Source organism: Streptomyces violascens (genome assembly GCF_014649955.1).
GTDB classification, from domain to species: domain Bacteria; phylum Actinomycetota; class Actinomycetes; order Streptomycetales; family Streptomycetaceae; genus Streptomyces; species Streptomyces violascens.
On sequence record NZ_BMUA01000001.1, the window covers coordinates 319,473 to 342,178 of the forward strand.

Genomic DNA, 22,706 nt, shown 5'->3' on the forward strand with positions numbered 1-22,706 from the left:
CTGCCAGTTACCCACCCATCACAGCGCGGATCACATGGCGGGCGTTGTGGGCCATCGCCGGGTTCGTCGTGCGGTAGTAGGGCAGCGCGATCAGCGCCTGGGAGAGCGTTCGCGCCCGGCCGCGGTTCCAGGTCGCGTCATCGACATCGACCGCCTCGCGGAAGACCTGCCTCGCATCGGCCGGGAGCAGGTTCCAGGCGGGGAACAGATCGCAGGCCGGGTCGCCCGTCCCCAGGCACCCGAAGTCGATCACCGCGGTGAGTCTGCCCGCGTCCACCAGGAGATTGCCCGGCATGAGATCGGCGTGCAGCCACACCGGCGGTCCGTCCCAGTCCGGGGCCCGCAGGGCGTCCTCCCACACGGCGGTCACGGCATCGCAGTCGATGCCCTCCTGAGGGAGGGCACGCAGGTGCTCGATCGCGGCGCGGGTCTCGGTGTCGAGCAAGCCGACTGTGCCTCCGCGATGCGCAGTTGGGGCTCCCGGCAGGTCGATGCTCCGCATCGCGGTCACGAACCCGGCGAGATCCTCGGCAAGGAGCGAGGGCTCTGCGAGCGCTCCGGCCTCGGGGTTCGTCCCGCCCAGCCACCGATACACCGACCACGGCCACGGATACCCCTCGGCGGGCCGCCCGAAGCCGACCACCTCGGGAATGGCGGTGGGCAGCAGGGGCGCGAGACGGGGCAGCCACTCCCGCTCCAGCGCTACGTCCGAGGCCCCGCCCTCGACCAGCGGCAGTCGCACGACCATGTCGTCGCCCAGGCGATACATGGCGTTGACGGTCCCGCCGGACGGAAACCGCTCCACCGCGAGCCCGGCCCACTGCGGCAACTGCCCGGCGATCAGCGCCCGTACCAGATCGTCGTCCAGAGGGTACTGGCCGGGGTGCATCCGCTCTGCGCTCATGGGTCGCCATCCCACCGCCGGGCGCTGCCGCCGGTCAAACCGTTTTGCGGCCGTGGCCCCCTGTCCGGGCAGCGGTCCGGCTCGTTGTCAGTGCCGCCTCGTACGGTGGTGGCATGACGGGGATCATCTACACACGGGGAGACGCCACTACGCCCCAGGGCAAGGGCGTCAAGCTGATCGCGCATGTGTGCAACGACCTCGGCGGCTGGGGCAAGGGCTTCGTCGTCTCGATATCGCGCCGGTGGCCCGAGCCGGAGGCGGCCTACCGGCGCTGGCACCGCGAGCGGGCGGGCAACGAATTCGGCCTGGGGGCAGTGCAGTTCGTTCAGGTCACCCCATACGTGTGGGTGGCGAACATGGTGGGACAGCGCGGCATGCGCACGGGCAGCAAGGGGGTGCCCGTGCGGTACGAAGCCATCGACACGGCCCTCGGCGTCGTCGCCGACAAGGCCCTTGAGCTCGGCGCCTCGGTCCACATGCCAAGGATCGGCTGCGGGCTGGCCGGCGGCAGGTGGTCCAGGGTGGAACCGCTGATCATGGAGCGGCTGGCCGCCCGGAACATACCGGTGACCGTGTACGACCACGAGGGCCGGGGCTAGCCGAGGGGCGGCCGTTCGCGCCCCTCGGCTCGCCCCGTCAGCCCACCCGCTCCCTAGGGGGTGTCCGCCCCGCCCGCACGCTCCAGCGGCCGTCCGTGCGGGTGAGGTGGATCGGGTGGGCGAAGCACGCGCTCACCCGGTCGCTGGTCAGAACGTCCTGCGCCGGGCCGGAGGCCAGTGCACGGCCTTCGCGCAGGAGCAGCACGTGGGTCGTGCCCGGCGGGAGCTCCTCCAGGTGGTGGGTGACCAGGACCGACGACAGCTCCTGGTCCGCGAGTTGGAGCGCGTCCACGCGCTCGATGAGCTGCTCCCGTCCGGCGACATCGAGACCGGTCGCCGGTTCGTCGAGCAGGAGCAGCCGGGGTCCGGGCATGAGGGCTCGGGCGATCAGCGTCCGGCCTCGTTCGCCCTGGGACAGGGTCGGCCATCGCGCCTCGCGGCGTTCGCCGAGGCCGAGCAGGGCGATGAGTTCCTCGGCCCGCGCAGCCTGCTCCGCCGTGGGCGTCCAGCGCGGCACCCACTCACTCGTATTCGTCAGCCCAGTCAGTACGACGTCACGGACCCTGAGAGGGGAGCGCAGCTCATGCCGAGGGTCGACATGGCCGATGTACGTGCGCAGGTGGCGCATGTCGACCCGGCCCAGTGCGTGCCCCAGCACCTCGACCGTGCCCCGGGTGGGGTGCACGAGCGCTCCCAGAAGGCTGAGCAGCGTGCTCTTGCCCGCGCCGTTGGCGCCGAGCAGCGCCCAGTGTTCTCCCGGCCGTACCGTCAGCGAGACGTCGCGCAGAATGGGATTGCCTTCGCGGACGATGTCGACGTTCCGTACCCGGATCACCGGAGTCGCGCCCATGGTCAGCCCTTCCGGGCACGGTTGACGGCGGCCATGACCGCGTGGACCGACGCGGAGAGGATGGAGGTGTCCCAGCCCGCGCCCCAGCAGATGTCGTCACCCACCCGGCATTCGGCATAGGCGACAGCGGGGCTGCCCGGTCCGGTGCCTGTGGAGTGCTCGGCGTAGGTGAGGATGTCGACCGTGATCCCGGCCGTCGCGAGGGCGCCGGTGAAGGCCGACAGCGGCCCGTTGCCGGTTCCGTCCAGCGTGCGCTCCTCCCCGTCCGTACGCAGGACACAGGTGAACTCGTGCTCGCCCGGGCGCACTTCACCCGTCTCCCAGGACGCCAGGGTGAGACGCCCGTCCACACCGGGTGTGATGTAGGTGGTGCGGAACAGTTCCCACAGGTCCTTGTGGGAGAGCTCCCGGCCGCTGGCGTCGGTGGCCCGCTGCACCGTGCGGGAGAAGTCCGGACGCATGGCCTTGGGCAGGTCCAGGCCGTGGTGGGTGTGCAGCAGGTGGGCGATACCGCCCTTGCCGGACTGGGAGTTGATGCGGATGACTTCCTCATACGTACGCCCGATGTCACTCGGGTCGATGGGCAGGTACGGGACCTCCCAGGGTGCCTCCGCCGGCAGGACGCCCAGCTCCGCCGCCCGCTTCGCATGGTGGGCCATGCCCTTGGAAATGGCGTCCTGGTGTGTGCCGGAGAAGGCGGTGTGGACGAGGTCACCGGCATAAGGGTGCCGCGGGTGGACCGGCAGCCGGTTGCAGTGCTCGACCACCTCGCGTACCGCGTCGATGTCGGAGAAGTCGATCATCGGGTTCACACCCTGCGCGTACAGGTTCAGGGCCAGCGTGACCAGGTCGACGTTGCCGGTCCGCTCACCGTTGCCGAAGAGGCAGCCCTCCACGCGCTGAGCCCCGGCCAGGACCGCGAGTTCGGCGCAGGCGACACCGGTCCCCCGGTCGTTGTGGGGGTGCACGGACAGGATGACCGAGTCGCGCCGGGCCAGATGGCGGTGCATGTACTCGATCTGGTCCGCATACACATTGGGCGTGGCGATCTCGACCGTGGCCGGCAGATTGTGCACCACGGGGCGGTCCGGGCTCGCCTCCCACAGCTCGGTCATGCTGTCGCAGACCTCCAGGACGAAGTCCGGCTCTGTGAGGTTGAAGACCTCCGGGGAGAACTCGAACCGGACGTCCGTGCCCCTCAGTTGCTCGGCCCGCCGCATCAGATGCGTCCCGGCGTCGAGGATGAGTTGGTGCACCTCCGTCCGGGAACGCCCCAGAACCACATCCCGCCACACCGGCGCGGTGGCGGTGTAGAGGTGGACCAAGGTGCGCGGCAGCCCCTCGATGGAGTCGATGGTCCGGTCGATCAGGTCGCGGCGGGCCGGGGTGAAGACGGAGATGGTCACGTCCTCGGGCACGGCGCCGCTCGTCACCAGATGGCGTACGAAATCGAAGTCGGTCTGGCTCGCCGAGGGGTAGCCGACCTCGATCTCCTTGAACCCCATGGTGACCAGGAGGTCGAACATCCGGCGCTTGCGCTCGGTGTCCATGGGTTCGGCGAGCGCCTGGTTGCCGTCGCGCAGGTCGACCGGCACCCACAATGGGGCCTGCTTCAGCCGCCGCGACGGCCAGGTCCGGTCGGTCAGCGGCAGCGCGACCCGCTCGTGCGCGGGCCGGTAGCGGTGGTGCGGCATCGCGCTCGGGCGCTGCGGATTCCAGGCGGGAGCGCCCTGCGGTACGGCGGCGGACGGGCGCGGAGCGCGGGAGACATCCTCGTGCTGGACGAAGCCATGAGACGCAGTCATGAAACGGAGCTTCTTTCAGTCGGCCAGATGGCGACCGGCGCAGCCCGACACCCGCTGCGGGGTGCCGGTCGTGTCAGACCCCGCAGCGGCAGCCGAGGAGAAGCTCGCGCAGCAACATGCCGGTACAGTAACCACAGTTGAACTCCTCAGACAACCTGAGAACTGAAAGAAGGTGACCCCGGATGCCGTTGGGTGCTCTGCGGGCAACTCCCTTGGTCGAGCAGGCGACCGCCCGGCTGCGCGAACAGATCGTCGGGGAGGAATGGCCCGTCGGGACGAAGCTCCCCGGCGAGACCTCCCTGGCGCAGCTGCTCGGCGTGGGACGCTCGACGGTGCGCGAAGCCCTGCGCGCACTGGCCGGGGCGGGGCTTGTACAGGCGCGCCAAGGCTCCGGCGTCTTCGTCATCGCGACCAAACCCAAGGAGGACTGGTCCACCCAGCTCCGCCGGGCGGCCGTGGCCGATGTCTACGAGGTCCGTATGGTCATGGAGGTCGAGGCGGCCCAACTGGCCGCCCTGCGGCGCACCGAAGAAGACCTCACCGCCATGAAATCGGCGCTTGCCGGGCGCCGCAGCGCCCTGAGCGGCAGCAACGCGGAGTTCGTCGACGCCGACATCGCCCTGCACGCCGCCGTCGTTGCCTCGGCGCACAACCCCGTCCTCACCGCTCTGTTCGCCGAATTCGTCCCCGCGCTGCGCCAGGGTCTGATCGACCTCGTGGAGCTCCTCGACCTGCGGACCAAGGAGCCGGACCATTCGGAGGCCGGGCATGCCGCCCTGGTGGACGCCATCGCCGAGGGCGACCCCGAGGCGGCGGGACGCACCCTGCGCGAGGAACTGCGCCGGACACTGACCCAGCTCCAGGCGCCCTGAGCCACAAGAAGCGGGGCCAACTCCGCGTCACAACTGAGGAGTTGGCAGGCAGAAAGGGCGTCCTCTACGTCCGGCGGACGGGGGCGACGTCCCGGCATTTGAGGTGTCGGCCGTGGGCCCGGCACTCGGCGTGGCTACCGGTGCCGACCGGGGCGAGCGCGATCGATGACGGGGCAAAGCCCCTCCCGGAGGGCAATACGGAGCCCGGCTCGGGAGGCCATGCGCCTGGTCGGCAGGCCGAGCCTCACGAAATGGGGCTCGCCCTGCGTCCCGTACCAGATCGCCCCCGTGAACACCCTCTCGTGGACGCGTTTGCCGGTGGAATCCGCCGGCCATTCCGGGAGTTCCAGCTGCGGTTTTCCGTCCGGCTTCCTGGGCATCGTCTCGCCGGCCCGGGCCCGGAACGTCTCGTACGCTTCGGGGTCCATCGGGACGAGGACGACGAGGCGCTCCGGCGGCAGCTTGCGCGCGGCCTCACCGATCTCCCACAGGACCCCGGCGGTCAGCCCGGCCGTGAGCACGACGAGCCGCGCCCTGCCCATGAGTTGACTCACCGTGTCCTGCCAGTCGTCCAGCGGCAGGTAGAACCGGCGCGCCCCCGCCAGCGGGAGGCGTTCGCCCGGTTCGCCGACGGCGACGACCGGGGCGACCGGCGCCAGGACCCGGGTCAGCTGCTCCTCCTCGGTCAGCCCGGAGACGTACAGGAACGAGAAGACGCTGCCGATGCCCCGCGCGCGGGACTCCTCCAGGCCGGCCCGGCGCCGGTCGTCCTCGAAAGGCCGCAGGTAGAGGACGAACGACCGCGCCGCCAGTTCAGCGGGGCGGACGGGGGCCGCGCGCCTGCGTCGGCCCTGCACCCCCGCCTGCTGGCCGAGCAGGAAGAGCAGGCCTCCGCCGGTCAGGAGGAGCGGGAAGAGCACGTACGTCTGCCACCAAGCGGGAGGCTCGAAATAGGGGCCGGGCCGGGACGCGGACTTCCAGCGGGCGAAGCCGGCGACCGCGCAGCCGAGCCCCACGACGCGCAGCACCCAGCCGCCGACCGTGAACAGCGCGGCCGGCGGTACGGATCGCCCCGACCGGGCCTTGTCGCGCGCCACGACCATCCCCCTCCCCCGCCCTCACCGCCAGCATGCGCCAGACCGGCCGCATGCGACAGCGGCTCGATCCGGCCGAAGTGGCAAGCAACGAGGGGTGGTTCACCGGCTGGACGAAGAACGCCGCAGGCCCACGAGCTCGAACTCGGCGAAGACCGCGACGACCACCGCTCCGATCGCCATGAACCCGCGCCCCAGGCCGGTGAGCGGCACGACGTCCGTGAACGCCAGGAGGACGAGCGCCACACAGGACAGGATGTTGCCCACAACGACGGTCGCAGCGAGGCGGAAGGGGATCTTCGGATAGCCGACGACGAGGGCCAGCGCCGCGGCCCCGCCCAGCATGGCGACCCCGAAGGGCACGGACCACGTGGTCGGCAGCCCGAGCGGGTCGCTGAGCCACTTGCCGCCGACCAGCATGACGACACCGAAGACCGCCGTGCTCCAGCTGTCGATGCGCAGGGTCGTACGCAGGTGGTCCGGCCCCGCGCGGTCGGCGGCCGGGCTCTGCGCGGTCATGGCGGGAGTGCTCACAGGGGCTCCTCTGGGTGGGGGCCGGGCCTGAACCGGCCTCGGTCGTAAGGAGACCGTGGCATCGCGGGGCCATGACCTCAATGACCTCCGAGGTCATGGCCGCCTTGATCCGGGCCCGGATATTCTCGCGATCATGGATGTCCAGCAGCAGTCTCGAATAGGGATCCTGATACGGGAGTGGCGTCGCCGTCGCAGGCTCAGCCAGCTCGAACTCGCCCTCCTCGCCGACACATCGGCCCGGCATCTGTCCTGCGTGGAGACCGGCCGCGCGCACCCGAGCCGGACGATGGTGCTCCGCCTCTCCACCGCCCTGGACGTCCCCTTGCGTGAGCGCAACACCCTGTTGGTGGCGGCTGGTTACGCGCCCGCCTACCGCGAGAGCAGCCTCGACGACGAGGACATGGCGGCGGTCAGGTCCGCGCTCGACACGATGCTGAACGCGCACGAGCCGTACCCCGCCGTGGTTGTCGACCGCTGCTGGAACGTGCTGACCGGCAACCGGGCCATGGCCGTCCTCATGGACGGCATACCGGCCCACCTGCTGGAACCCCGGCCGAACGTGTACCGCCTGACTCTCCACCCCGACGGGCTCGCCGCACGTCTCGCCAACCTCGGCGAGGTCCGGGCGCTCTTCCTCGAACGGCTCCAGCGCCAGGTGCACGCCACCGGCGACACGGATCTCCGGACGCTGTACGAGGAGGTGAGCGGCTACCCGGCGCTGCCGGGCGAGGAGACGGCCGGGCCCGAGGACCCGCAAGCGCGGCCGAGCCCGATCCAGGTGCCGTTGCGGGTCCGTACCCCGTTCGGCGAGCTGTCCCTGTTCGGCACCATGGCCACGTTCGGGGCCCCGGCCGACGTGACACTCTCGGAACTCGCCATCGAGCTGTTCTACCCCCTCGACGACTTCACCGCCCAAGCCCTGCGGGCCCTCGCCGAGACTCCACCATCTTTTACGTAGTCCGCCTGTTTAAGATCCGCTGGAACGGCGATGCGTATCTATGTCGGATTACGCGATCGACCGCATGTGGAGGTATTTCCATGTCGCGCGACGAGAAGGCCAAGGCAAAGGCCGAGCAGGCCAAGGGCAAGGCAAAGGAAGCGCTCGGGCGCATGGTGGGCAATGAGCGCCGCACCGCGGAAGGGCGTATCGACCAGGCCAAGGGTGATGCCCGCCAGGCCAAGGAGAAGGCCAAGGACGCCATGAAGGACTGAGGCGCCGACTGAGAGCAGAATGTGGCGAGCGTGGCGCGGACGTGTCGCGTCACGCTCGCCTTTGCGTGCCGCGACTCGCGTTGTGCGTGGCCGGAAATACGTGCCCGCAACCGCAGGGCCGGAAATATCCAGTGCCGAGAGGGGAGAACTCCGCTGGAATTCCACGGAGTTCGGCCCACCTCCCGCTCCCGCGGCACCCCGGCTCCAGGAGTCCCTTTTGCTGCGATGGGGGACCTGAGCCCCGGGACCGCCCCGGGACTTAGGTCCGGCGAGTGGGGACTTTCACCGCGCAACCGCGTCGCATCGAAGTAGTTCCATGTAGGGCGCGCCCTACTGTCGCCGAAATCGCCTAACGAAAGAGTCGCTGCGTGCTGAGCACCGAGGATCATCCGCCCGAGGCAGTAGCCAGGCACCGTTCGCTGTTCCGGGCGGTCCACCGCAGACGCAATCCGGTGCTGCGCCGCTCGGACATCACCGTCACGGACGAGGCCGCCGTCAAGCGCGCGGTCAAGGCCACGGCGCTGGGCAACGCCATGGAGTGGTTCGACTTCGGGGTGTACTCCTACCTCGCCGTGATCATCGGCAAGGTGTTCTTCTCCGGCGCCGGAGACACCATGCAGGTCATCGCGTCACTGGCGACGTTCGCCGCGGCGTTCCTGGTGAGGCCGCTCGGCGGCATGTTCTTCGGGCCGCTCGGCGACCGGGTCGGCCGGAAGAAGATCCTGGCTCTCACCATGATCATGATGGCCGCGGCGACGCTGTCCATCGGCCTGATCCCGAGCTACGCGACGATCGGCGTCTGGGCGCCCGTCCTGCTGATCCTCTGCCGCATGGTGCAGGGCTTCTCGACCGGCGGCGAGTACGGCGGGGCCGCAACCTTCATCGCGGAGTACGCGCCGGACAAGCGCCGCGGGTTCTGGGGCTCCTTCCTGGAGTTCGGCACGCTGATCGGCTACACCGTGGCCGCCTCGCTCGTGACCGCTCTCACCCTGCTGCTCAGCGACGACGCGATGCAGCAGTGGGGCTGGCGGATCCCGTTCCTGGTGGCGGGCCCTCTCGGGATTGTCGGCCTCTACCTGCGCCTGAAGCTCGACGAGTCACCCGCGTTCAAGAAGCTGGAGGAGGCGGGCTCGCCCGCGGCCGAGCACGAGAAGGTGCCGCTCAAGCGCATCCTCTTCGGCAACGGGCGGGCGATGCTGCTGTGCCTGGCGCTGGTCGCCGCGTTCAACATCACCGACTACATGCTGCTGTCGTACATGCCGACGTACCTCTCGACGCTCGGCTTCGACGAGACCGGCGGGCTGATGTCCATCGTGGTCGTGATGATCGTCCTGATGGCGCTCATCAACTCCGTCGGCCGGCTCTCCGACCAGGTGGGCCGCAGGCCGGTCCTCATCGGCGGCTCGCTGGGCTTCATCGTGCTCGCGGTGCCCAGCTTCCTGCTGATCAAGCAGGGCGGTACGGCCGCGATCTTCGCCGGGCTCCTCGCCCTCGGTCTCGCCCTGGTCTGCTACCTGGGCACGATGTCGTCGGCGCTGCCCGCGCTCTTCCCGACCGCGATCCGTTACGGCTCGCTCTCCATCGGGTTCAACATCTCTGTATCGCTGTTCGGCGGCACGACGCCGCTGGTGGTCCAGGGCTTGATCGGAGCTACCGGCAACGACCTGATGCCCGCGTTCTACACGATGCTGGCCGGTCTGGTCGGTCTGGTGGCCGCGCTCGCCATGAAGGAGACGGCCCGCAAGCCGCTGGAGGGATCCCCGCCCTCGGTGGCCACGGACGAGGAGGCGGCGGAACTGATCGCGGCGCAGCGCGGCTGAGGGCTTGGCCGCTCGGCCACGGGCCAACACCGAGGCCTCCGGCCCGTATCGGCGTCCATCACCCGGCTACCCGAAGCTGACGCGCTCCAGCCAGAAGTCGAGCAGCTTCGCATCGCCAAGGACTTCGAGGCGTTCCCCAGGGACGGGGCGTCGCTTGTAGACGGCGAGGAGCAGCTCGGTCAGCGGGCCGCGCACCGTGACGGCGGCTTTCTCGGGTGCCCGGCGCCAGGTGATGGTCTCGCCGGTGAGATCGACCAGCCATGCCGGTCCGCCCTCCGACTCGGCGTCCGTGGCCAGGAGTTGGATGGTCCGGCCCTCACCGAGCAGCTCTCGCATCCAGGGGTGCACCTCGAAGTGGAAGGGCAGGGAGCCGAGTTCCATCCACTCGTCCATGGCATCGGCGGCGACCGCCTCGTCGAGGGCGTACTCGGCGCCGAGGGCCAGCGTGGCGTCGGCGCGGTGGACGGCCGTCTCGTGCGTGAAGCGGCGGGCGTAGAACGCGGGAGTGCCGTCGGGCACCGGCGTCCACAGCGGTGCGTCGGGCCCGGCCTCGCGCAGCGTCCGCGCCAGCCGTCCGGCGCCTTCCACGAGCCAGGGACCGACCACGGCGGGGTCCTCATGGGTGTAGGCGGACAGGTCACGGAAGTGCGCGTCCGGTACGGGCCCCGCCGCGCGGGTCCGCACGACCTCCTCGGCCCACCGCTGGGCACCCCCGAGATGCCGCAGCAACTGGCCGACGTTCCACCCGGGGCAGGACGGTACGTCCACCGTCAGGTCCGCCCCCTCGATGAGGGACCTCAACAGCTCGGTCTGCTCCACGATCGCGGCGCAGTACTGCTCATGACGGAAGCGACTCACGCCTCACACTCCAGGGCGTTCGATGGAACAGGGGGCTGGACCGTCCGGCGCGATCTCAGCGAGACGAGGTCCCGCAGATGCGCTTCTCGAACCAATGATGAGCGTAGGGCTCGTCGTTGAAGGCGGGAACCTCTTCGAATCCGCACGAGTGGTACAGGCCGATCGCGGCGCTGAGTGCCTTGTTCGTGTCCAGGCGCAGTACGTCGCGGCCGCGCTCGACGGCCCGGGCCTCCAGTTCGGCCAGGAACCGGCGGCCGAGGCCGAGGCCCCGTGCGGCGGGCGCCACCCACATGCGCTTGATCTCGGCCGGGGCGCCGGCCGGCAGCTTCAGACCCGCGCACCCGATGGGCTCGCCGTGCATCCGGGCCACGAGGAACAGGCCGTGCGGAGGCCGGAGTTCACCGGCGTCGGGCAGCAGGCTCATCGCCGGGTCGAAGCCCGTGTCGAAGCGCTCCTGCAACTCGGTGAAGTACGCGCGCAGACAGTCCTTGGCGTCGGGACTGTCCGGGTCGACGGCGTCCACCATGACCGTCGCGGCGGTCAGCAACCGGTCGACCTCGGCCATGGCGGCGACCAGTCGGGCGCGCTGGGCGGTGTTGAGCGGCTCGATGAGGGAGCCCGCCAGCTCGTCGCTGCGCCGGTCGAGCACGGCGCGCTCCGCGCGGCCGGCGTCGGTGAGTTTGACGGTGCGCACCCGCCGGTCCCGGGGCTGCGGCTCGACCGTCACGAGCCCGTCGCGCTCCAGGGAGCGCAGCAGCCGGCTGACGTACCCGGAGTCGAGCCCGAGGCGCTCGCGCAGTCCCCGTACGTCCTGCCCCTGCTCGCCGATCTCCCAGAGGAGCCGGGCCTCGCCGATGGGGCGGTCGCGGCCGAGGTAGCGGTCGTGGAGCACCCCCACGCGTTCGGTGACGGTGCGGTTGAAGCGGCGTACCTGCTCGATCTGCCCTGCGTCCATTCTCTGACCATAGTCAGAGAATGGACGGATGGCCACGGGCGGGCAGGGGGCGCCCGAGATCAGGATCGGCCATGGGTGCATTAATCCAGAGTGCTGCTTACACCACGACCGGGATCGCTCCCGGCTGCCGGGGCTCGAACCCGGACCACTGAAACCGAAGTACCCATTTCCTACGCACCGGGCGCCCCTGCTCCGTCACCGTATCCGGACCGGGCTCGACCGCGCATGCGGTTTGACACGGCCCGGATCCCCGCAGCGCGAAGCCCCCGCCGCTCGATGAGCGATGAGGAACATGGCCAGGTCAACCGGCAGGAGCTGGTTGCCGGTTGACCCCTCGCAGGGTCGCGTGGAGCGGGGTGGCCGGCTGCAGGAGCAGGCCCGCGCGTGGGGGTACCTCCGCGTCGGGCAGGTCGAGGTGGAAGCGCTGGGCGAGCGTGGCGAGGACCAGGGCCGCCTCGACCTGGGCGAAGCGGGCGCCGAGGCAGGTGCGCGGGCCCCCGCCGAACGGGTACCAGGCGTGGTCGGGCACCACGTCGGGGGCGTCGGCGTCCCAGCGTTCCGGGCGGAACCGGTCGGGCTCCGGAAACCAGCGGGGGTCCCGGTGCGTGGTCCACGTACTGCACCAGACGATGGTGCCGGCCGGGATGCGGGTGCCGCCCAGCGTGGCGCCTTCGCGGGCGACGGCGGGGATGAGCCACACCGGCGGGTAGAGCCGCATCGCCTCCTTGATGATCTGCTGGGTCCAGGTGAGGCGCTCGTAGTCGTCGATGGCGGGCGGGCGCCCGGCCAGCACCTCCTGAAGTTCGGCCTCAAGGCGGGCGCGGGCCTCGGGCGCACGGGCGAGCAGGTGGAACGCCCAGGTCAGCGCCGTGGAGGTCGTCTCGTGGCCGGCGGCCCAGAGAGTGACGGCCTCGTTGCGCACCTCCTTGGGCGAGAGCGGGCGCCCCTCTTCGTCGCGGGCCGCGAGGAGCCGGGTGAGCAGATCGTCACGCTCTTCGGCGGCGTGCGCCGGGTCCCCTACGGCGCCGGTCCGGTCTCGTCGCTCACCGATGAGCCGGTGCACTTCGCCGTCGATGGTGGCCACCGCCGCGAGCAGGCGCCGCCGGGACGGGGTGCGCACCCAGGCGGGCAGGAAGAGGCCGATGCCGCGCAACTCGGCGCCCACCGCCTGCTCGGCGACGTCCATCGCATCACCCAGGGCGTCGGTCTGCTGCCCCAGATCGTTGCCGAACAGGGTGCGCAGGACGATCCGCTGGGTGATCAGCGCCATCTCCCGGCGGACGTCGATGCGCCCACCGTCACGCCATCCGTCGGCCGCGGCTCCGGCGCACTCGACCATGGCATCGGCGTACGAGCGGACCTGGCGCGGCCGGACGGTCGGCTGGACCAGGGAGCGTTTGCGCCGCCAGTCGTCGCCCTTGCTGAGAATGACGCTCTGCCCGGTGATCTGCCGGAACGCCCAGCCGATTTCGAGGATCTCGTACGTGTCCTCACGCGCCGCGAGCAGCTCACGGATGTGTCCGGGGTGGGAGATGAACAGGCTGCGCCTCGGCCCGAGGGACCAGGTCACGGCGTCCCCGAAGTCGTCGCGCAGCCGGGTCAGGAAGCCCAGGGGATCCTTCCCGAAGGCGAAGAGATGGCCCAGCGGCGGGAGGCCGCGCGGGCCGCGGACGGGGTTGAGCGGCGGCGTGGATACGGGCAACGGAACTCCCCGGGTATGGCTGTTGGGCCCCAACGTAACGACTCCCTACCCGCCATTCCCCCGCGACAGGCGACCGGGCGCGGACTCGGTCCCCGGACGCCCGGGGCACTCGGGGTTGTGCGGGCCCCTCCCCGAGACCCCTTGCAGGCCGAGGCCCCCGGGGGAATGCCGCCCCGCCACCTGCGCACCACCACACGACCCCTGTCGTAGGGTGGTGCAGTCGTGCAGTGCCGCAGGAATCCGGAGCAAGTTGAGCGTGTCCTCGTCCTTTCAGTCGGTCCTGGACCGCATCGCCACCGAGATCGCGGCCACCCCGGGCCGCGGCCGCCCGGCCGACTACATCCCGGTCCTCGCCTCGGCCGACCCGCGGCGCTTCGGGATGGCCGTCGCCGAGCTCGACGGCACGGTGTACGGGGTGGGCGACTGGCAGCACCCCTTCTCGACGCAGTCCATCACCAAGGTCTTCACTCTCGCGCTGTGCCTCTCCCGCGAGGGCGAGGAGCTGTGGGAGCACGTCGGCCGCGAGCCCTCCGGCAACCCGTTCAACTCCCTGGTGCAGCTGGAGTACGAGGCCGGCATCCCGCGCAACCCGTTCATCAACGCGGGCGCCCTGGTCGTCACCGACCGCCTCCAGACCCTGACCGGCGCCGCGGCCGACACGCTGCGCACCTTCCTGCGTACCGAGTCCGGCAACGCCCACCTCGACTTCGACCAGCAGGTCGCCACGTCCGAGGCCGACCACAGCGACCGCAACGCCGCGCTCGCCCACTTCATGGCGTCGTACGGCAACATCACCACCCCGGTCCCGCATCTCCTCGACCAGTACATCCGCCAGTGCTCCCTGGAGGCGTCCTGCGCGGACCTGGCACGGGCCGCCGGATTCCTGGCCCGGCACGGGATACTGGCCGACGGCACGTCCCTGCTCACCCGCAGCCAGGCCAAGCAGATCAACGCGGTCATGCTGACCTGCGGCACGTACGACGCGGCCGGCGACTTCGCCCACCGCGTGGGCCTGCCGGGCAAGAGCGGCGTCGGCGGCGGCATCATCGCCGTCGTCCCGGGCCGCTGCACCATCTGCGTCTGGAGCCCGGGCCTCGACGAACGCGGCAACTCGGTGGCGGGAGTCGCCGCCCTGGACCGCTTCACGACCCTGACGGGCCTCTCGGTCTTCTGACACTTCATCAGGGGCCTTGCCGCCGGGCGAGGCCCCTTTTCGATGCCCTGGTTGTACCTACTAGTATGTACAGTCGAAGACGCAGCGACACCCGGATCCAGACCTCGACTTCCCAAGGGGGAACCCGACATGCCGTTCGTCCGCATCGACGCGCTGGGGACCGACAGCGATCGTCTCGACGCGCTCGGCCGTGCCGTGCACGACGCCCTGGTCGAGACGATCGGCATCCCGCCCGACGACCGGTTCCAGGTCCTGACCGGGCACGACGGGACCCGCAGCACCCTGCGCTACGACAACTACCTCGGCGTCTCCCGCGATCACGGCATCGTGTACGTCGCGATCACCCTGCGCGCCGGGCGGACGCCCGACCGGAAGCGGGCGCTCTACAGGCGGATCGCCGAGCTGGCCCACGCGTACGCGGGCACCGAGCCCCGCAACGTCTTCGTCACCCTCAACGAGAACGAGTCGATCGACTGGTCCCTCGGCAACGGCGCCGCGCAGTACGCCCCCTCCCCCGACGCCTGACCCCGCCCCGCCCCGCCCCGCCTGAGCCATTACCCCGCGTGTAATCGCGCACGGCCCCACCCCGCGCCACAGTATGAACACGCCGCACCGCAGCGGCCGGTCACACCACACGACGGGGAGATGCACATGCCGTACTTCACCAGCGCCACCGACAAGACCAAGCTCCACTTCATCGACTACGGACCGGCCGACGGACCCACCCTCGTCTTCGTCAACAGCGCTTATTTCGGTACCGAGATGTGGGAGTTCCAGATGCTCCCGCTCGCCGCCGAGGGCTACCGCTGCATAGGCCTGGACCGGCGCGGGCACGGCAAGTCGGAGGACGTCTGGGGCGGGTTCGACCTCGACACGCTCGCCGACGACCTCGGCTCGCTCCTGGACCACCTGGACCTGCGGGACGTCACCCTGATCGGCCACTCGCTCGGCTCGAACGAGGCAGTGCGGTATCTGACCCGGCACGGCAGCGGCCGGGTGGCGCGGCTCGCTCTGGTGGCCGGCATGGCGCCGGGCATCGTGCGCGGCGACGACAACCCGCAGGGGCTGCCCGCCGAGGCGATCGCCGCGGCCAACGAGACGTTCCGCAGGGACCGCGCCGAGTTCTTCGCGACCGGCGGCGACGCCTACTTCGCCCTCGGCCTGCCCGGCAACGACGTCTCGGCCGCGTACGTCCAGAAGGTGATCCAGGACTGTCACGGCGCCACCGCCCGGGCCGCGACCGCGCTCGTGGCCAACTTGGAGACCCTGGAGATGGCTCCCGAGGTTCGGAAGATCGACATCCCTACGCTGGTGATCCACGGCGACCAGGACGCCTCCGCCCCCATCGACCTCACCGGCCGCCGCGCCGCCGCCCTCATCCCCGGCAGCACCTTCAAGCTGTACGAGAACGGGGGCCACGGCCTGTACGTGACGCACGCCGAGCGACTCAACGCGGATCTGCGGGAGTTCAGCGGTCGCTGATGCCGAACGCCGCGGGAAGGGGAGTTCAGGTGCCGCTCGGGGCCGGCTCCCCCTCCCGCACCGGCGTGCGGGCCCGGCGGGGAAGGAGGAGCGGGGTCGCGAGCATGAGGACACCGGCGGCAGCGATCGCGGTGCGCGGTCCGGTCAGGCCGGCCAGCACGCCCCACAGGGCGGTGGTGACAGCGGTGGTGACCTTGGTGGTGACCGACCAGGCGGACAGGGTGCGGGCGACCCGGTCCGCCCCGGTCTGTTCGAGCCGGTACGTGGCGAGCACCGGGTTGAAGATCCCGCAGCACGTGATCAGCCCGAGCTCGACGAGGACGACGAGCACGAGACCGGCGACGCCGGGGCCGACGCACGCGAGCCACAGCACCCAGCATGCGCGCAGCGCCCCGGACGTGAACATGACCTTGTGCTGCCCGAACCGCGCGACGAGCCGGCGCGCGAGCCGGGAGCCGATGAGCCCGCCGATGCACGGGACGCCGAACGCGAGCCCGTACTGCCAGGGCGCGAACCCGAGGGGGCCGAGCATCAGCGTGGCCATCAACGGTGCGGTCGCCATGATCAGGCCGTTGTTCAGGGCCGCGTTGAAGAACAACGGGCGCAGCGCCGGGTGCGCCAGGATGAAGCGCCACCCTTCCAGCAGCTCGCCCCGCCTCGGCCCGCGCACCGACGATGCGGTGGCACGCTGCGGCGGCGGCTCCTCCTTCCCTCCGATCGCCCGGATCCCCAGGGCCGAGAGCAGATAGCTGACCGCGTCGGCCGTCACCGTGGTGACCGGCCCGAACAGTCCGATCGCGGCCGTGCCGAGCGGCGGGCCGATCATGGTGGCGGTCCAGCTGGTCGACTCGAACCGGCCGTTCGCGACGAGCAGGTCCTCGGGCGGTACGAGCGCTTTGAGGCAGGCCCCGCTCGCCGCCCGGGAGGTGAGGTCGGCCGCGCCGACGACGACCGACACGACCACGAGCTGGACGAAACCGAGCACGCCGAGCGCGAACGCGGCGGGGATGCTCAGCAGGGTCGCGAACCGGATCAGGTCCGTCGCGATCATCACCGGCCGCTTGCGACGGAACTCCACCCACGGGCCGAGCGGCACCGCGAGCGCGGCCCCCACCGCGAGCCCGGTGGCGGCAAGCGCCGACACCGCGGCCGGCCCGGCGTGCAGCGCGAGGATCGCGATGATCGGCAGCGCGTCGAACGCCAGCATCGTGCCGAGCGTACTCACCCCGTACGCGGCCCACAGCCACCCGAACTGCCGCCCAAGGGGCCGTCTGCCCGCCATGCTCCGCACACCCTTCGCCGCCCCTGCCCAACAACCTCGCGTCGACCAGCGAGATCAAAGCGGCCGGCCCGTGCGCCGGTCAAACAACCACCCGGACGCCGAGCCACAACCAGAAATTGTGCACTAGGGTCGCCCAGCGTGGATCTCAACGCCGTACGCACCTATGTCGCCGTCGCGGACGCGGGCCAGTTCCAGCAGGCCGCCGCCGACCTCGCCATCACCCAGCAGGCCGTCTCCAAGCGCATCGCCTCGCTGGAGAAGGAGCTGGGCGTGCGGCTGTTCACACGCACCCCGCGCGGGGCCCGGCCCACCGTGGACGGGCAGGCGTTCCTGCCCCACGCCCGGGCCCTGCTGCAGGCCGAGGAACGGGCGGCGGCCTCGGTCAGGCCCGGCCGCCGCGCGCTGCGCATCGACGTGATCGGACGGCGCCTCGCACCCGCCGATCTGCTGCGCGACTTCCACCGGGCCCACCCCGGGACCGAGCTCGACGTGGTGACCCTCTTCGACGCGGACGCCGCCTTCGCCGCGGTCCTCTCCGGCACGATCGACGCGTCCTTCCGTGCGGTCACCCTGCCCGAGCGGCAGCTGCCCGAGGGGATCGCGACCGCCCGGGTCCATGACGAGCCCGTGCAGCTCCTGACCGGGCCGGGCCACGCGTTCGCCACCGCCCGCTCGGTCACGCCCGCCGAGCTCGCCGGGCACCGGATCTGGATGCCCGGGCTGGTCGCCGGTACGGAGTGGGCGGCGTACTACGAAGACCTCGCCGCCGCGTTCGGGCTCACCATCGAGGCGACCGGCCCCGACTTCGGCACCGAGCCGCTGCTCGACACGATCGCCGACTCCCCGGCCCTTGCGACCCTCGTCGGCGAGCAGACCCGTTTCGCCTGGCCCGCCGACCAGGGCCTGCGGCGCATTCCCTTCGTCGACCCGACACCGGTCTACCCGCACTCCCTGATCTGGCACCGCGACAACCCCCACCCCGCGCTCACCGCACTGCGGGGCCATCTCGCGCAGCGCCACCACCCCAACCCCCTTGACTGGAAGCCCAGTTGGGCCAACTGAAGATCGCGCCATCGACAGAACCCGCACGGGACATACACAGTGACCTCCTCAGCCTTCGTGACCCAGCCAGCAGCGAGGAGCCACCGTGACCCAGTGGGCAGGCCGGACCGCCGTCGACATAGCCGAGGCGGTGCGCCGCAAGGAAGCCACGCCCCGCGAGGTGGTCGCCGGCCATCTGGCCCGGATCGCCGCGGTGGACGGCCGTGTCGGCGCGTTCCGCGTGGTGCGTGCGGCCGCCGCCCTTGAGGAGGCGGACGCGGTCGGCGCGCGGGCCGATCTCGGCCGACTGCCTCTCGCGGGCGTGCCCGTGGCCGTCAAGGACAATCTGCCGGTACGCGGCGAGAGCACCCGCAACGGCTCGGCGGCCACCCCTGCGACGCCGGCCGCCGAGGACCATGTCACCGTGGCCCGGCTCCGTGCGGCCGGCGCGGTGATGGTCGGCCTCACCCACGTACCGGAGCTATGTGTCTTCGGCACCACGGACGGGGTGCACGGCATCGCCCGCAACCCCTGGGATCCCTCGCGCACGGCGGGCGGCTCGTCCGGGGGCAGCGCGGCCGCGGTGGCGGCGGGCCTGGTGCCGATCGCTCTCGGCAACGACGGCATGGGCTCGCTGCGCATTCCCGCCGCGCACTGCGGCCTCATCGGCCTCAAGCCGGGCACCGGGCGGGTACCCCTGGACCTCGGCGGCGGCTGGTTCGGCATGTCGGAGAACGGCCCGCTCGCGACGACGGCGGCGGACGCACGCCTGATGTTCTCGGTACTCGCGGGCGAACCGGTCACGGACTTCGGCGAGGGCACATCGACCGCCAGGGGCACCGGCCTGGACATCGCCTTCTCGACTCGCAGCCCCATAGCCGGAGTTCGGGTCGGCGCGACCTATGCGGCGCTCGCCCGCCAGGCCGCACGGGCCCTCGCCGGGGCCGGCCACCGCCTCGCGACCGCCCACCCTCCCTACCCCCTCTCCTTCGGGACCACCATCCTGGCCCGCTGGACGGGCGGCACCGCGCAGGACGCCCGGGGCCTCGATGCGCGGCTGCTCGCGCCCCGCACCCGGCGCCACGCGGCGATCGGACGCCTCGCCGGACGGCTCGGCATGCTCAACACCGACCACCGGGCTGCGCTGAATCAGCGGCTGGAGCCGTTCTTCGAGAAGTACGACGTGCTGGTCACTCCCGCGCTCGCCCGGCCGGGCCCGGCGGCCGACGCCTGGCACGAACGCGGCTGGCTGGCCAACATGCTGGTGAACACCGCCTGCTCGCCGATGACCCCGCCGTGGAACCTCTCCGGCCGGCCCGCCCTCACCGTGCCGTTCGGCTCGCTTCCGTCGGGCCTGCCGGGTTCCGTCCAGCTCGTCGGAGGACCGGGTGCGGAACATCAACTGCTCGATCTTGCCGCCCAGTTGGAGGAGCTCCACCCCTGGCGGCGCACCGCACCCCTGGGGATGCCGGGTCCCACTCGTAGGTGAAGCTTCAACGTACCTGCCCAGTAGGCGAGTTGGCGGGCTCCGAAGATGACCACAGCCGTGCGCACATGGCATGATCACCTTCACGTTACCTGTCGGTAACGGCCACCCCCCAACCTGAAGGTCACACCTACGTGCGCATGCTCACCAGACGCCTCCTGCTCCCCGGCCTGACCGCCCTCGCGCTGGCCGGTACGGGCTGCTCCTCGCCCGGCCACAGCGCGGCGGCCGGGCCGGGAAGCGCCGCGACTCCCGCGGCGACGTCCGACGGCACCCAGCAGCTCGACGTGAACGCCGCCCCGCAGGGCTCGGCCGCGCCGACGCCGCTGGCCCGCACCCGTACCGGCAAGGGCCAGCCGGAGAAGTCCTCCCTGAAGGTCGCCTCGTACGACAAGGCGAGCGGACGCGCCGTCATAGCCACGGCCCCGGAGGCCCCCACCGCGAAGCCGAGCCACTCCCCCGCCCCCGGCAAGACGGCCGGCAAACCGACCGCCAAGCCGGTCGACAAGCCCGTCGAGGTGGGCGACATCATCGCCAGCGCGCCGGCCCCCGGCGCCCCCAACGGCCTGCTCGCCAAGGTCACCGAGGTCGTCGGCAAGAACGACCGCGGCACCGAGGTGAAGACCGCCTCCACCACGCTCGCCTCGGTCCTCAAGGACGACAAGGCCGACGGCAAGGTCCCGGTCGACCCCGCCTCGGTCAGCGTCGTGCCCCTGATGAAGGGCGTCACCTTCTCCTACGCCAAGAGCCAGGGCGTACGGTTCGGCCCGCAGGGCGCCAAGCTGCCCCTCGGCAACCTGCGCCTCGACGTGAACGCGGCCGTCGACACCGCCAAGGACGCCCCCGCCTCGGCCGGGGCTTCGGTCTCCGGCTTCGTACAGCTCGCTCCCCAGGTGGAGTTCTCGTACGACGGCAGCAAGGACGGCGGGCTCGGGCTGAGCTCCGCGTTCCTCGGCATGAGCGGTGACTGGTCCTCGCAGTGGGCGCTCAAGGGCCGCGCCGCCGCGAGCACGGGCGCGCCGAAGCGCATCCCGTTCGCCAAGCTGCACAGCGCGCCGGTCATCCAGGTGGGCCCGGTGCCCGTCGTGGTCAACCTCGACCTGACCTGTTACGTACAGGTGGAGGCCGACGGCCATGTCACCCTCGATGTCCAGCAGGACGTCAAGGGCGACTTCCGGGTCGGCGGCAGCTACGCGGCGGGCAAGGGCTGGTCCCCGGTCAGCACGTCGGCCGTGCACAGCACGCCGGTGAACGCGAGCGTCTCCGCCGCCGGACAGGTCAAGGGCGCCCTCGGCGCCGAGGCCTCGGTCGGCCTGTACGGGGCCGTCGGCGTCACCGCCGACTTCGCGCCCTATCTGCGCGGCGAGGTCGACGCCAAGGCGAACGCGTCGAGCGACGGCAAGGCATCGGCGTCCGCCTCCTGGGCCGTGTACGGCGGCTTCGACCTCAGCGGCCGGCTCAATCTCCAGCTCTCCCTGTTCGGCACGCCGGTCATCGAGCACCACATCCCGCTGGGCGCGCTCCACCGCGAGTGGTCGCTGGCGAAGGGTCACGCCGAGCGGTAGTCACCGCCGCCGGATCGACCGGTCAACTCCTATGGCGCGGCGGCCGGTTGACGATCCGGCCGCCGCGCCACCGCCGCCCTCAGGCGGGGCGTACGCCCGTGTGGACCGTGGTGGCGGCAAGGAGGAACGCGTCGGGGCGGCGCAGGATGCCCTCGGGCGCCTCCGCGTCGAGCAGCACGTCCAGGGTCTTGCGGTCCTCCGCGTCCAGGGACTCGCTCATCGTCTCCCGCAGCCGCGACAACTGGGCGTGCAGGAACGTGCGGGCCTGCTCGCCCAGGGGTGCCGGCAGGTCGAGCAGGAGCGTGAAGCTGCCGACCTGGGTGAGTCCGGCGCGGCGGAGCATCGCGGGCCAGTCCTCGACCAGGGTGGTGCTGCCGGGCAGCTCGGCGCGCATGATCTCGAACCAGTGCTCCTGGGCGGCATCCAGCCGCGCCAGGAGACCCGGCCTGCCGATCCCGATGTCGCGCGGCAGGTAACGCAGGGGCAGACCGCCCTCCGCGACCGCGAGCAGGCCGCCGGGGTTCAGGGCACCGGCGAGAGCGTCCAACGCACCCTGCTGATCGCCGAGGTGGTGCACCGCCTTGCTGCTCCACACCAGATCCGCCGCGCCGAGGCCGCCGCCCTCCAGGCCCTCGGGCAGCTCCGCGTGCCGGACGGCGACCCTCTCGCCCACGCCGAGCCGCTCGGCGCGGGCCAGGGTGCGGTCGAGGAGCGCGGGCGCGCCGTCGACGGCGACCACCTCGGCGTCCGCGAAGGTCTCGGCGAGGACGCAGGTCATCACGCCCGGCCCGCTGCCGACGTCGAGTACGCGCCGGACCTCCTGCTCCGGGGCGAGCAGCTCGCTCAGGCGGGCCGCCGTCCGGCGCAGGACGGGGAGCTGGAGCTCACCGCTGTTCACCAGGACGGCAGCCATGGCCTCCCAGTCGACATCACTGTGGTCATGGCCGTTGCCGTGCGCATGCCCGTGCCCATGTGCGTGTACATGTGCCGAATCGCTGTGTGTGCTCATGCGGAGGAGCGTGCGCCCGTCGAGCGGCTGCGGCAACTTTCGTTGCCGATTCCGGGACGGCCGGGTGATGCGGTCAGCAGCCCTGGCCCACGCCGTCGATCCGGCCGCCGAAATCGGAGCCGTAGTCGATCCGGTTGTCGCCGCTGCGCACCACCCGGGTCTCCTTCGGGTCCCAGTTGATGAAGCAGCCGTCGGCGCTGGCCACGAACGATCCGACGTTGTCGTGGAACGCGGCCGGCATGTCGTGGTAGCCGTCCTTGGCGACCCACTCCCAGCTCCGGCCGTTGTAGCGGGATCCGGTATAGAAGCAGATCGACCCCTGTGTACAGGAGGGCGCGGCCGGGGCGGCGGGTGCCGCCACCGCGTTGGTGACGGGCATGAGCAGGGCGGTCAGGGAAAGAGCGGAGGCCAAGGCCCATGAACGCAGCTTCATGAAAGTTCCCCTCGTTGAACGATGAAGAT

Annotated in this window: 22 protein-coding genes; 11 read left to right on the forward strand and 11 right to left on the reverse strand. The window is 71.3% G+C overall.

The genetic code is table 11. The features are described 5' to 3' along the window. Positions 1–7: 7 nt before the first annotated feature. Positions 8–889 (reverse strand): aminoglycoside phosphotransferase family protein, encoded by an 882-nt coding sequence (locus IE206_RS01535; RefSeq protein ID WP_189960722.1) that lies wholly within the window; start codon positions 887–889, stop codon positions 8–10. A 128-nt stretch (positions 890–1,017) separates the two neighbouring features. Between IE206_RS01535 and IE206_RS01540 the strand changes: the two genes are divergently transcribed. Continuing rightward, positions 1,018–1,503, forward strand: coding sequence for a macro domain-containing protein (locus IE206_RS01540; RefSeq protein WP_189959819.1), 486 nt, complete (start codon positions 1,018–1,020; stop codon positions 1,501–1,503). Between the two features lie 37 nt (positions 1,504–1,540). Here IE206_RS01540 and IE206_RS01545 read toward each other — a convergent pair whose 3' ends face one another. Both IE206_RS01545 and leuA read right to left on the reverse strand, forming a co-directional pair. Then, positions 1,541–2,353 (reverse strand): ABC transporter ATP-binding protein, encoded by an 813-nt coding sequence (locus IE206_RS01545; RefSeq protein ID WP_189959821.1) that lies wholly within the window; start codon positions 2,351–2,353, stop codon positions 1,541–1,543. Between the two features lie 2 nt (positions 2,354–2,355). Next, positions 2,356–4,047 carry a 2-isopropylmalate synthase gene (gene leuA / locus IE206_RS01550; RefSeq protein ID WP_226598819.1) on the reverse strand — a complete coding sequence of 564 codons (1,692 nt, stop codon included), beginning with the start codon at positions 4,045–4,047 and terminating at the stop codon, positions 2,356–2,358. Positions 4,048–4,340: 293 nt separating this feature from the next. On the opposite strand from leuA, the gene IE206_RS01555 reads away from it, so the two are divergent. Continuing rightward, a complete protein-coding gene (locus IE206_RS01555) occupies positions 4,341–5,030 on the forward strand; it encodes a FadR/GntR family transcriptional regulator (protein ID WP_189959825.1) in 690 nt (229 codons plus the stop codon). Positions 5,031–5,164: 134 nt separating this feature from the next. Here IE206_RS01555 and IE206_RS01560 read toward each other — a convergent pair whose 3' ends face one another. Then, positions 5,165–6,127 carry a hypothetical protein gene (locus IE206_RS01560; RefSeq protein WP_189959827.1) on the reverse strand — a complete coding sequence of 321 codons (963 nt, stop codon included), beginning with the start codon at positions 6,125–6,127 and terminating at the stop codon, positions 5,165–5,167. Between the two features lie 99 nt (positions 6,128–6,226). Next, on the reverse strand, positions 6,227–6,658 hold the full coding sequence (locus tag IE206_RS01565; RefSeq protein WP_226598627.1) for a hypothetical protein: 432 nt from the start codon (positions 6,656–6,658) through the stop codon (positions 6,227–6,229). Positions 6,659–6,791: 133 nt separating this feature from the next. Between IE206_RS01565 and IE206_RS01570 the strand changes: the two genes are divergently transcribed. The 3 genes from IE206_RS01570 to proP all read left to right on the forward strand — a co-directional run bounded on the left by IE206_RS01570 (position 6,792) and on the right by proP (position 9,690). Further along, positions 6,792–7,616 carry a helix-turn-helix domain-containing protein gene (locus IE206_RS01570; protein ID WP_189959828.1) on the forward strand — a complete coding sequence of 275 codons (825 nt, stop codon included), beginning with the start codon at positions 6,792–6,794 and terminating at the stop codon, positions 7,614–7,616. A gap of 80 nt (positions 7,617–7,696) precedes the next feature. Next, entirely contained in the window at positions 7,697–7,870 is a 174-nt protein-coding gene (locus IE206_RS01575; RefSeq protein ID WP_189959829.1) for a CsbD family protein, read from the forward strand. 368 nt (positions 7,871–8,238) lie between these two features. After that, positions 8,239–9,690 carry a glycine betaine/L-proline transporter ProP gene (gene proP, locus IE206_RS01580; RefSeq protein ID WP_189959830.1) on the forward strand — a complete coding sequence of 484 codons (1,452 nt, stop codon included), beginning with the start codon at positions 8,239–8,241 and terminating at the stop codon, positions 9,688–9,690. A gap of 66 nt (positions 9,691–9,756) precedes the next feature. On the opposite strand, the gene IE206_RS01585 is transcribed toward proP, so the two are convergent. From IE206_RS01585 to IE206_RS01595, 3 genes are all read right to left on the reverse strand, one after another. Continuing rightward, a complete protein-coding gene (locus tag IE206_RS01585) occupies positions 9,757–10,548 on the reverse strand; it encodes a maleylpyruvate isomerase family mycothiol-dependent enzyme (RefSeq protein WP_189959831.1) in 792 nt (263 codons plus the stop codon). Positions 10,549–10,603: 55 nt separating this feature from the next. Further along, positions 10,604–11,503, reverse strand: coding sequence for a bifunctional helix-turn-helix transcriptional regulator/GNAT family N-acetyltransferase (locus IE206_RS01590; protein ID WP_189959832.1), 900 nt, complete (start codon positions 11,501–11,503; stop codon positions 10,604–10,606). A 301-nt stretch (positions 11,504–11,804) separates the two neighbouring features. Then, the gene (locus tag IE206_RS01595; RefSeq protein ID WP_189959833.1) at positions 11,805–13,205 is read right to left on the reverse strand and encodes a cytochrome P450; all 1,401 of its coding nucleotides are present in this window, start codon (positions 13,203–13,205) and stop codon (positions 11,805–11,807) included. A 256-nt stretch (positions 13,206–13,461) separates the two neighbouring features. Between IE206_RS01595 and IE206_RS01600 the strand changes: the two genes are divergently transcribed. The 3 genes from IE206_RS01600 to IE206_RS01610 all read left to right on the forward strand — a co-directional run bounded on the left by IE206_RS01600 (position 13,462) and on the right by IE206_RS01610 (position 15,861). Next, complete coding sequence (locus IE206_RS01600) at positions 13,462–14,379, forward strand: glutaminase (RefSeq protein ID WP_373300850.1); 918 nt, start codon at positions 13,462–13,464, stop codon at positions 14,377–14,379. Positions 14,380–14,508: 129 nt separating this feature from the next. Continuing rightward, a complete protein-coding gene (locus IE206_RS01605) occupies positions 14,509–14,904 on the forward strand; it encodes a tautomerase family protein (protein WP_189959835.1) in 396 nt (131 codons plus the stop codon). A 126-nt stretch (positions 14,905–15,030) separates the two neighbouring features. Further along, positions 15,031–15,861 (forward strand): alpha/beta fold hydrolase, encoded by an 831-nt coding sequence (locus tag IE206_RS01610; RefSeq protein ID WP_189959837.1) that lies wholly within the window; start codon positions 15,031–15,033, stop codon positions 15,859–15,861. Between the two features lie 25 nt (positions 15,862–15,886). Here IE206_RS01610 and IE206_RS01615 read toward each other — a convergent pair whose 3' ends face one another. Continuing rightward, the gene (locus IE206_RS01615) at positions 15,887–17,143 is read right to left on the reverse strand and encodes an MFS transporter (RefSeq protein WP_189959839.1); all 1,257 of its coding nucleotides are present in this window, start codon (positions 17,141–17,143) and stop codon (positions 15,887–15,889) included. A gap of 138 nt (positions 17,144–17,281) precedes the next feature. Here IE206_RS01615 and IE206_RS01620 point away from each other — a divergent pair, with 138 nt between their 5' ends. From IE206_RS01620 to IE206_RS01630, 3 genes are all read left to right on the forward strand, one after another. After that, positions 17,282–18,205 (forward strand): LysR family transcriptional regulator, encoded by a 924-nt coding sequence (locus IE206_RS01620; protein WP_189959841.1) that lies wholly within the window; start codon positions 17,282–17,284, stop codon positions 18,203–18,205. 85 nt (positions 18,206–18,290) lie between these two features. Then, positions 18,291–19,673, forward strand: a complete 1,383-nt coding sequence (locus IE206_RS01625) for an amidase (protein ID WP_189959843.1) — start codon at positions 18,291–18,293, stop codon at positions 19,671–19,673. A 131-nt stretch (positions 19,674–19,804) separates the two neighbouring features. Next, positions 19,805–21,235, forward strand: coding sequence for a hypothetical protein (locus IE206_RS01630; RefSeq protein WP_189959845.1), 1,431 nt, complete (start codon positions 19,805–19,807; stop codon positions 21,233–21,235). A gap of 79 nt (positions 21,236–21,314) precedes the next feature. On the opposite strand, the gene IE206_RS01635 is transcribed toward IE206_RS01630, so the two are convergent. Together IE206_RS01635 and IE206_RS01640 are read right to left on the reverse strand one after the other, a co-directional pair. After that, positions 21,315–22,244: a class I SAM-dependent methyltransferase gene (locus IE206_RS01635; protein ID WP_189959846.1), complete on the reverse strand. Its 930-nt coding sequence runs from the start codon at positions 22,242–22,244 to the stop codon at positions 21,315–21,317. 73 nt (positions 22,245–22,317) lie between these two features. Next, positions 22,318–22,677 (reverse strand): peptidase inhibitor family I36 protein, encoded by a 360-nt coding sequence (locus IE206_RS01640; protein WP_189959848.1) that lies wholly within the window; start codon positions 22,675–22,677, stop codon positions 22,318–22,320. Between the last annotated feature and the right edge of the window lie 29 nt (positions 22,678–22,706).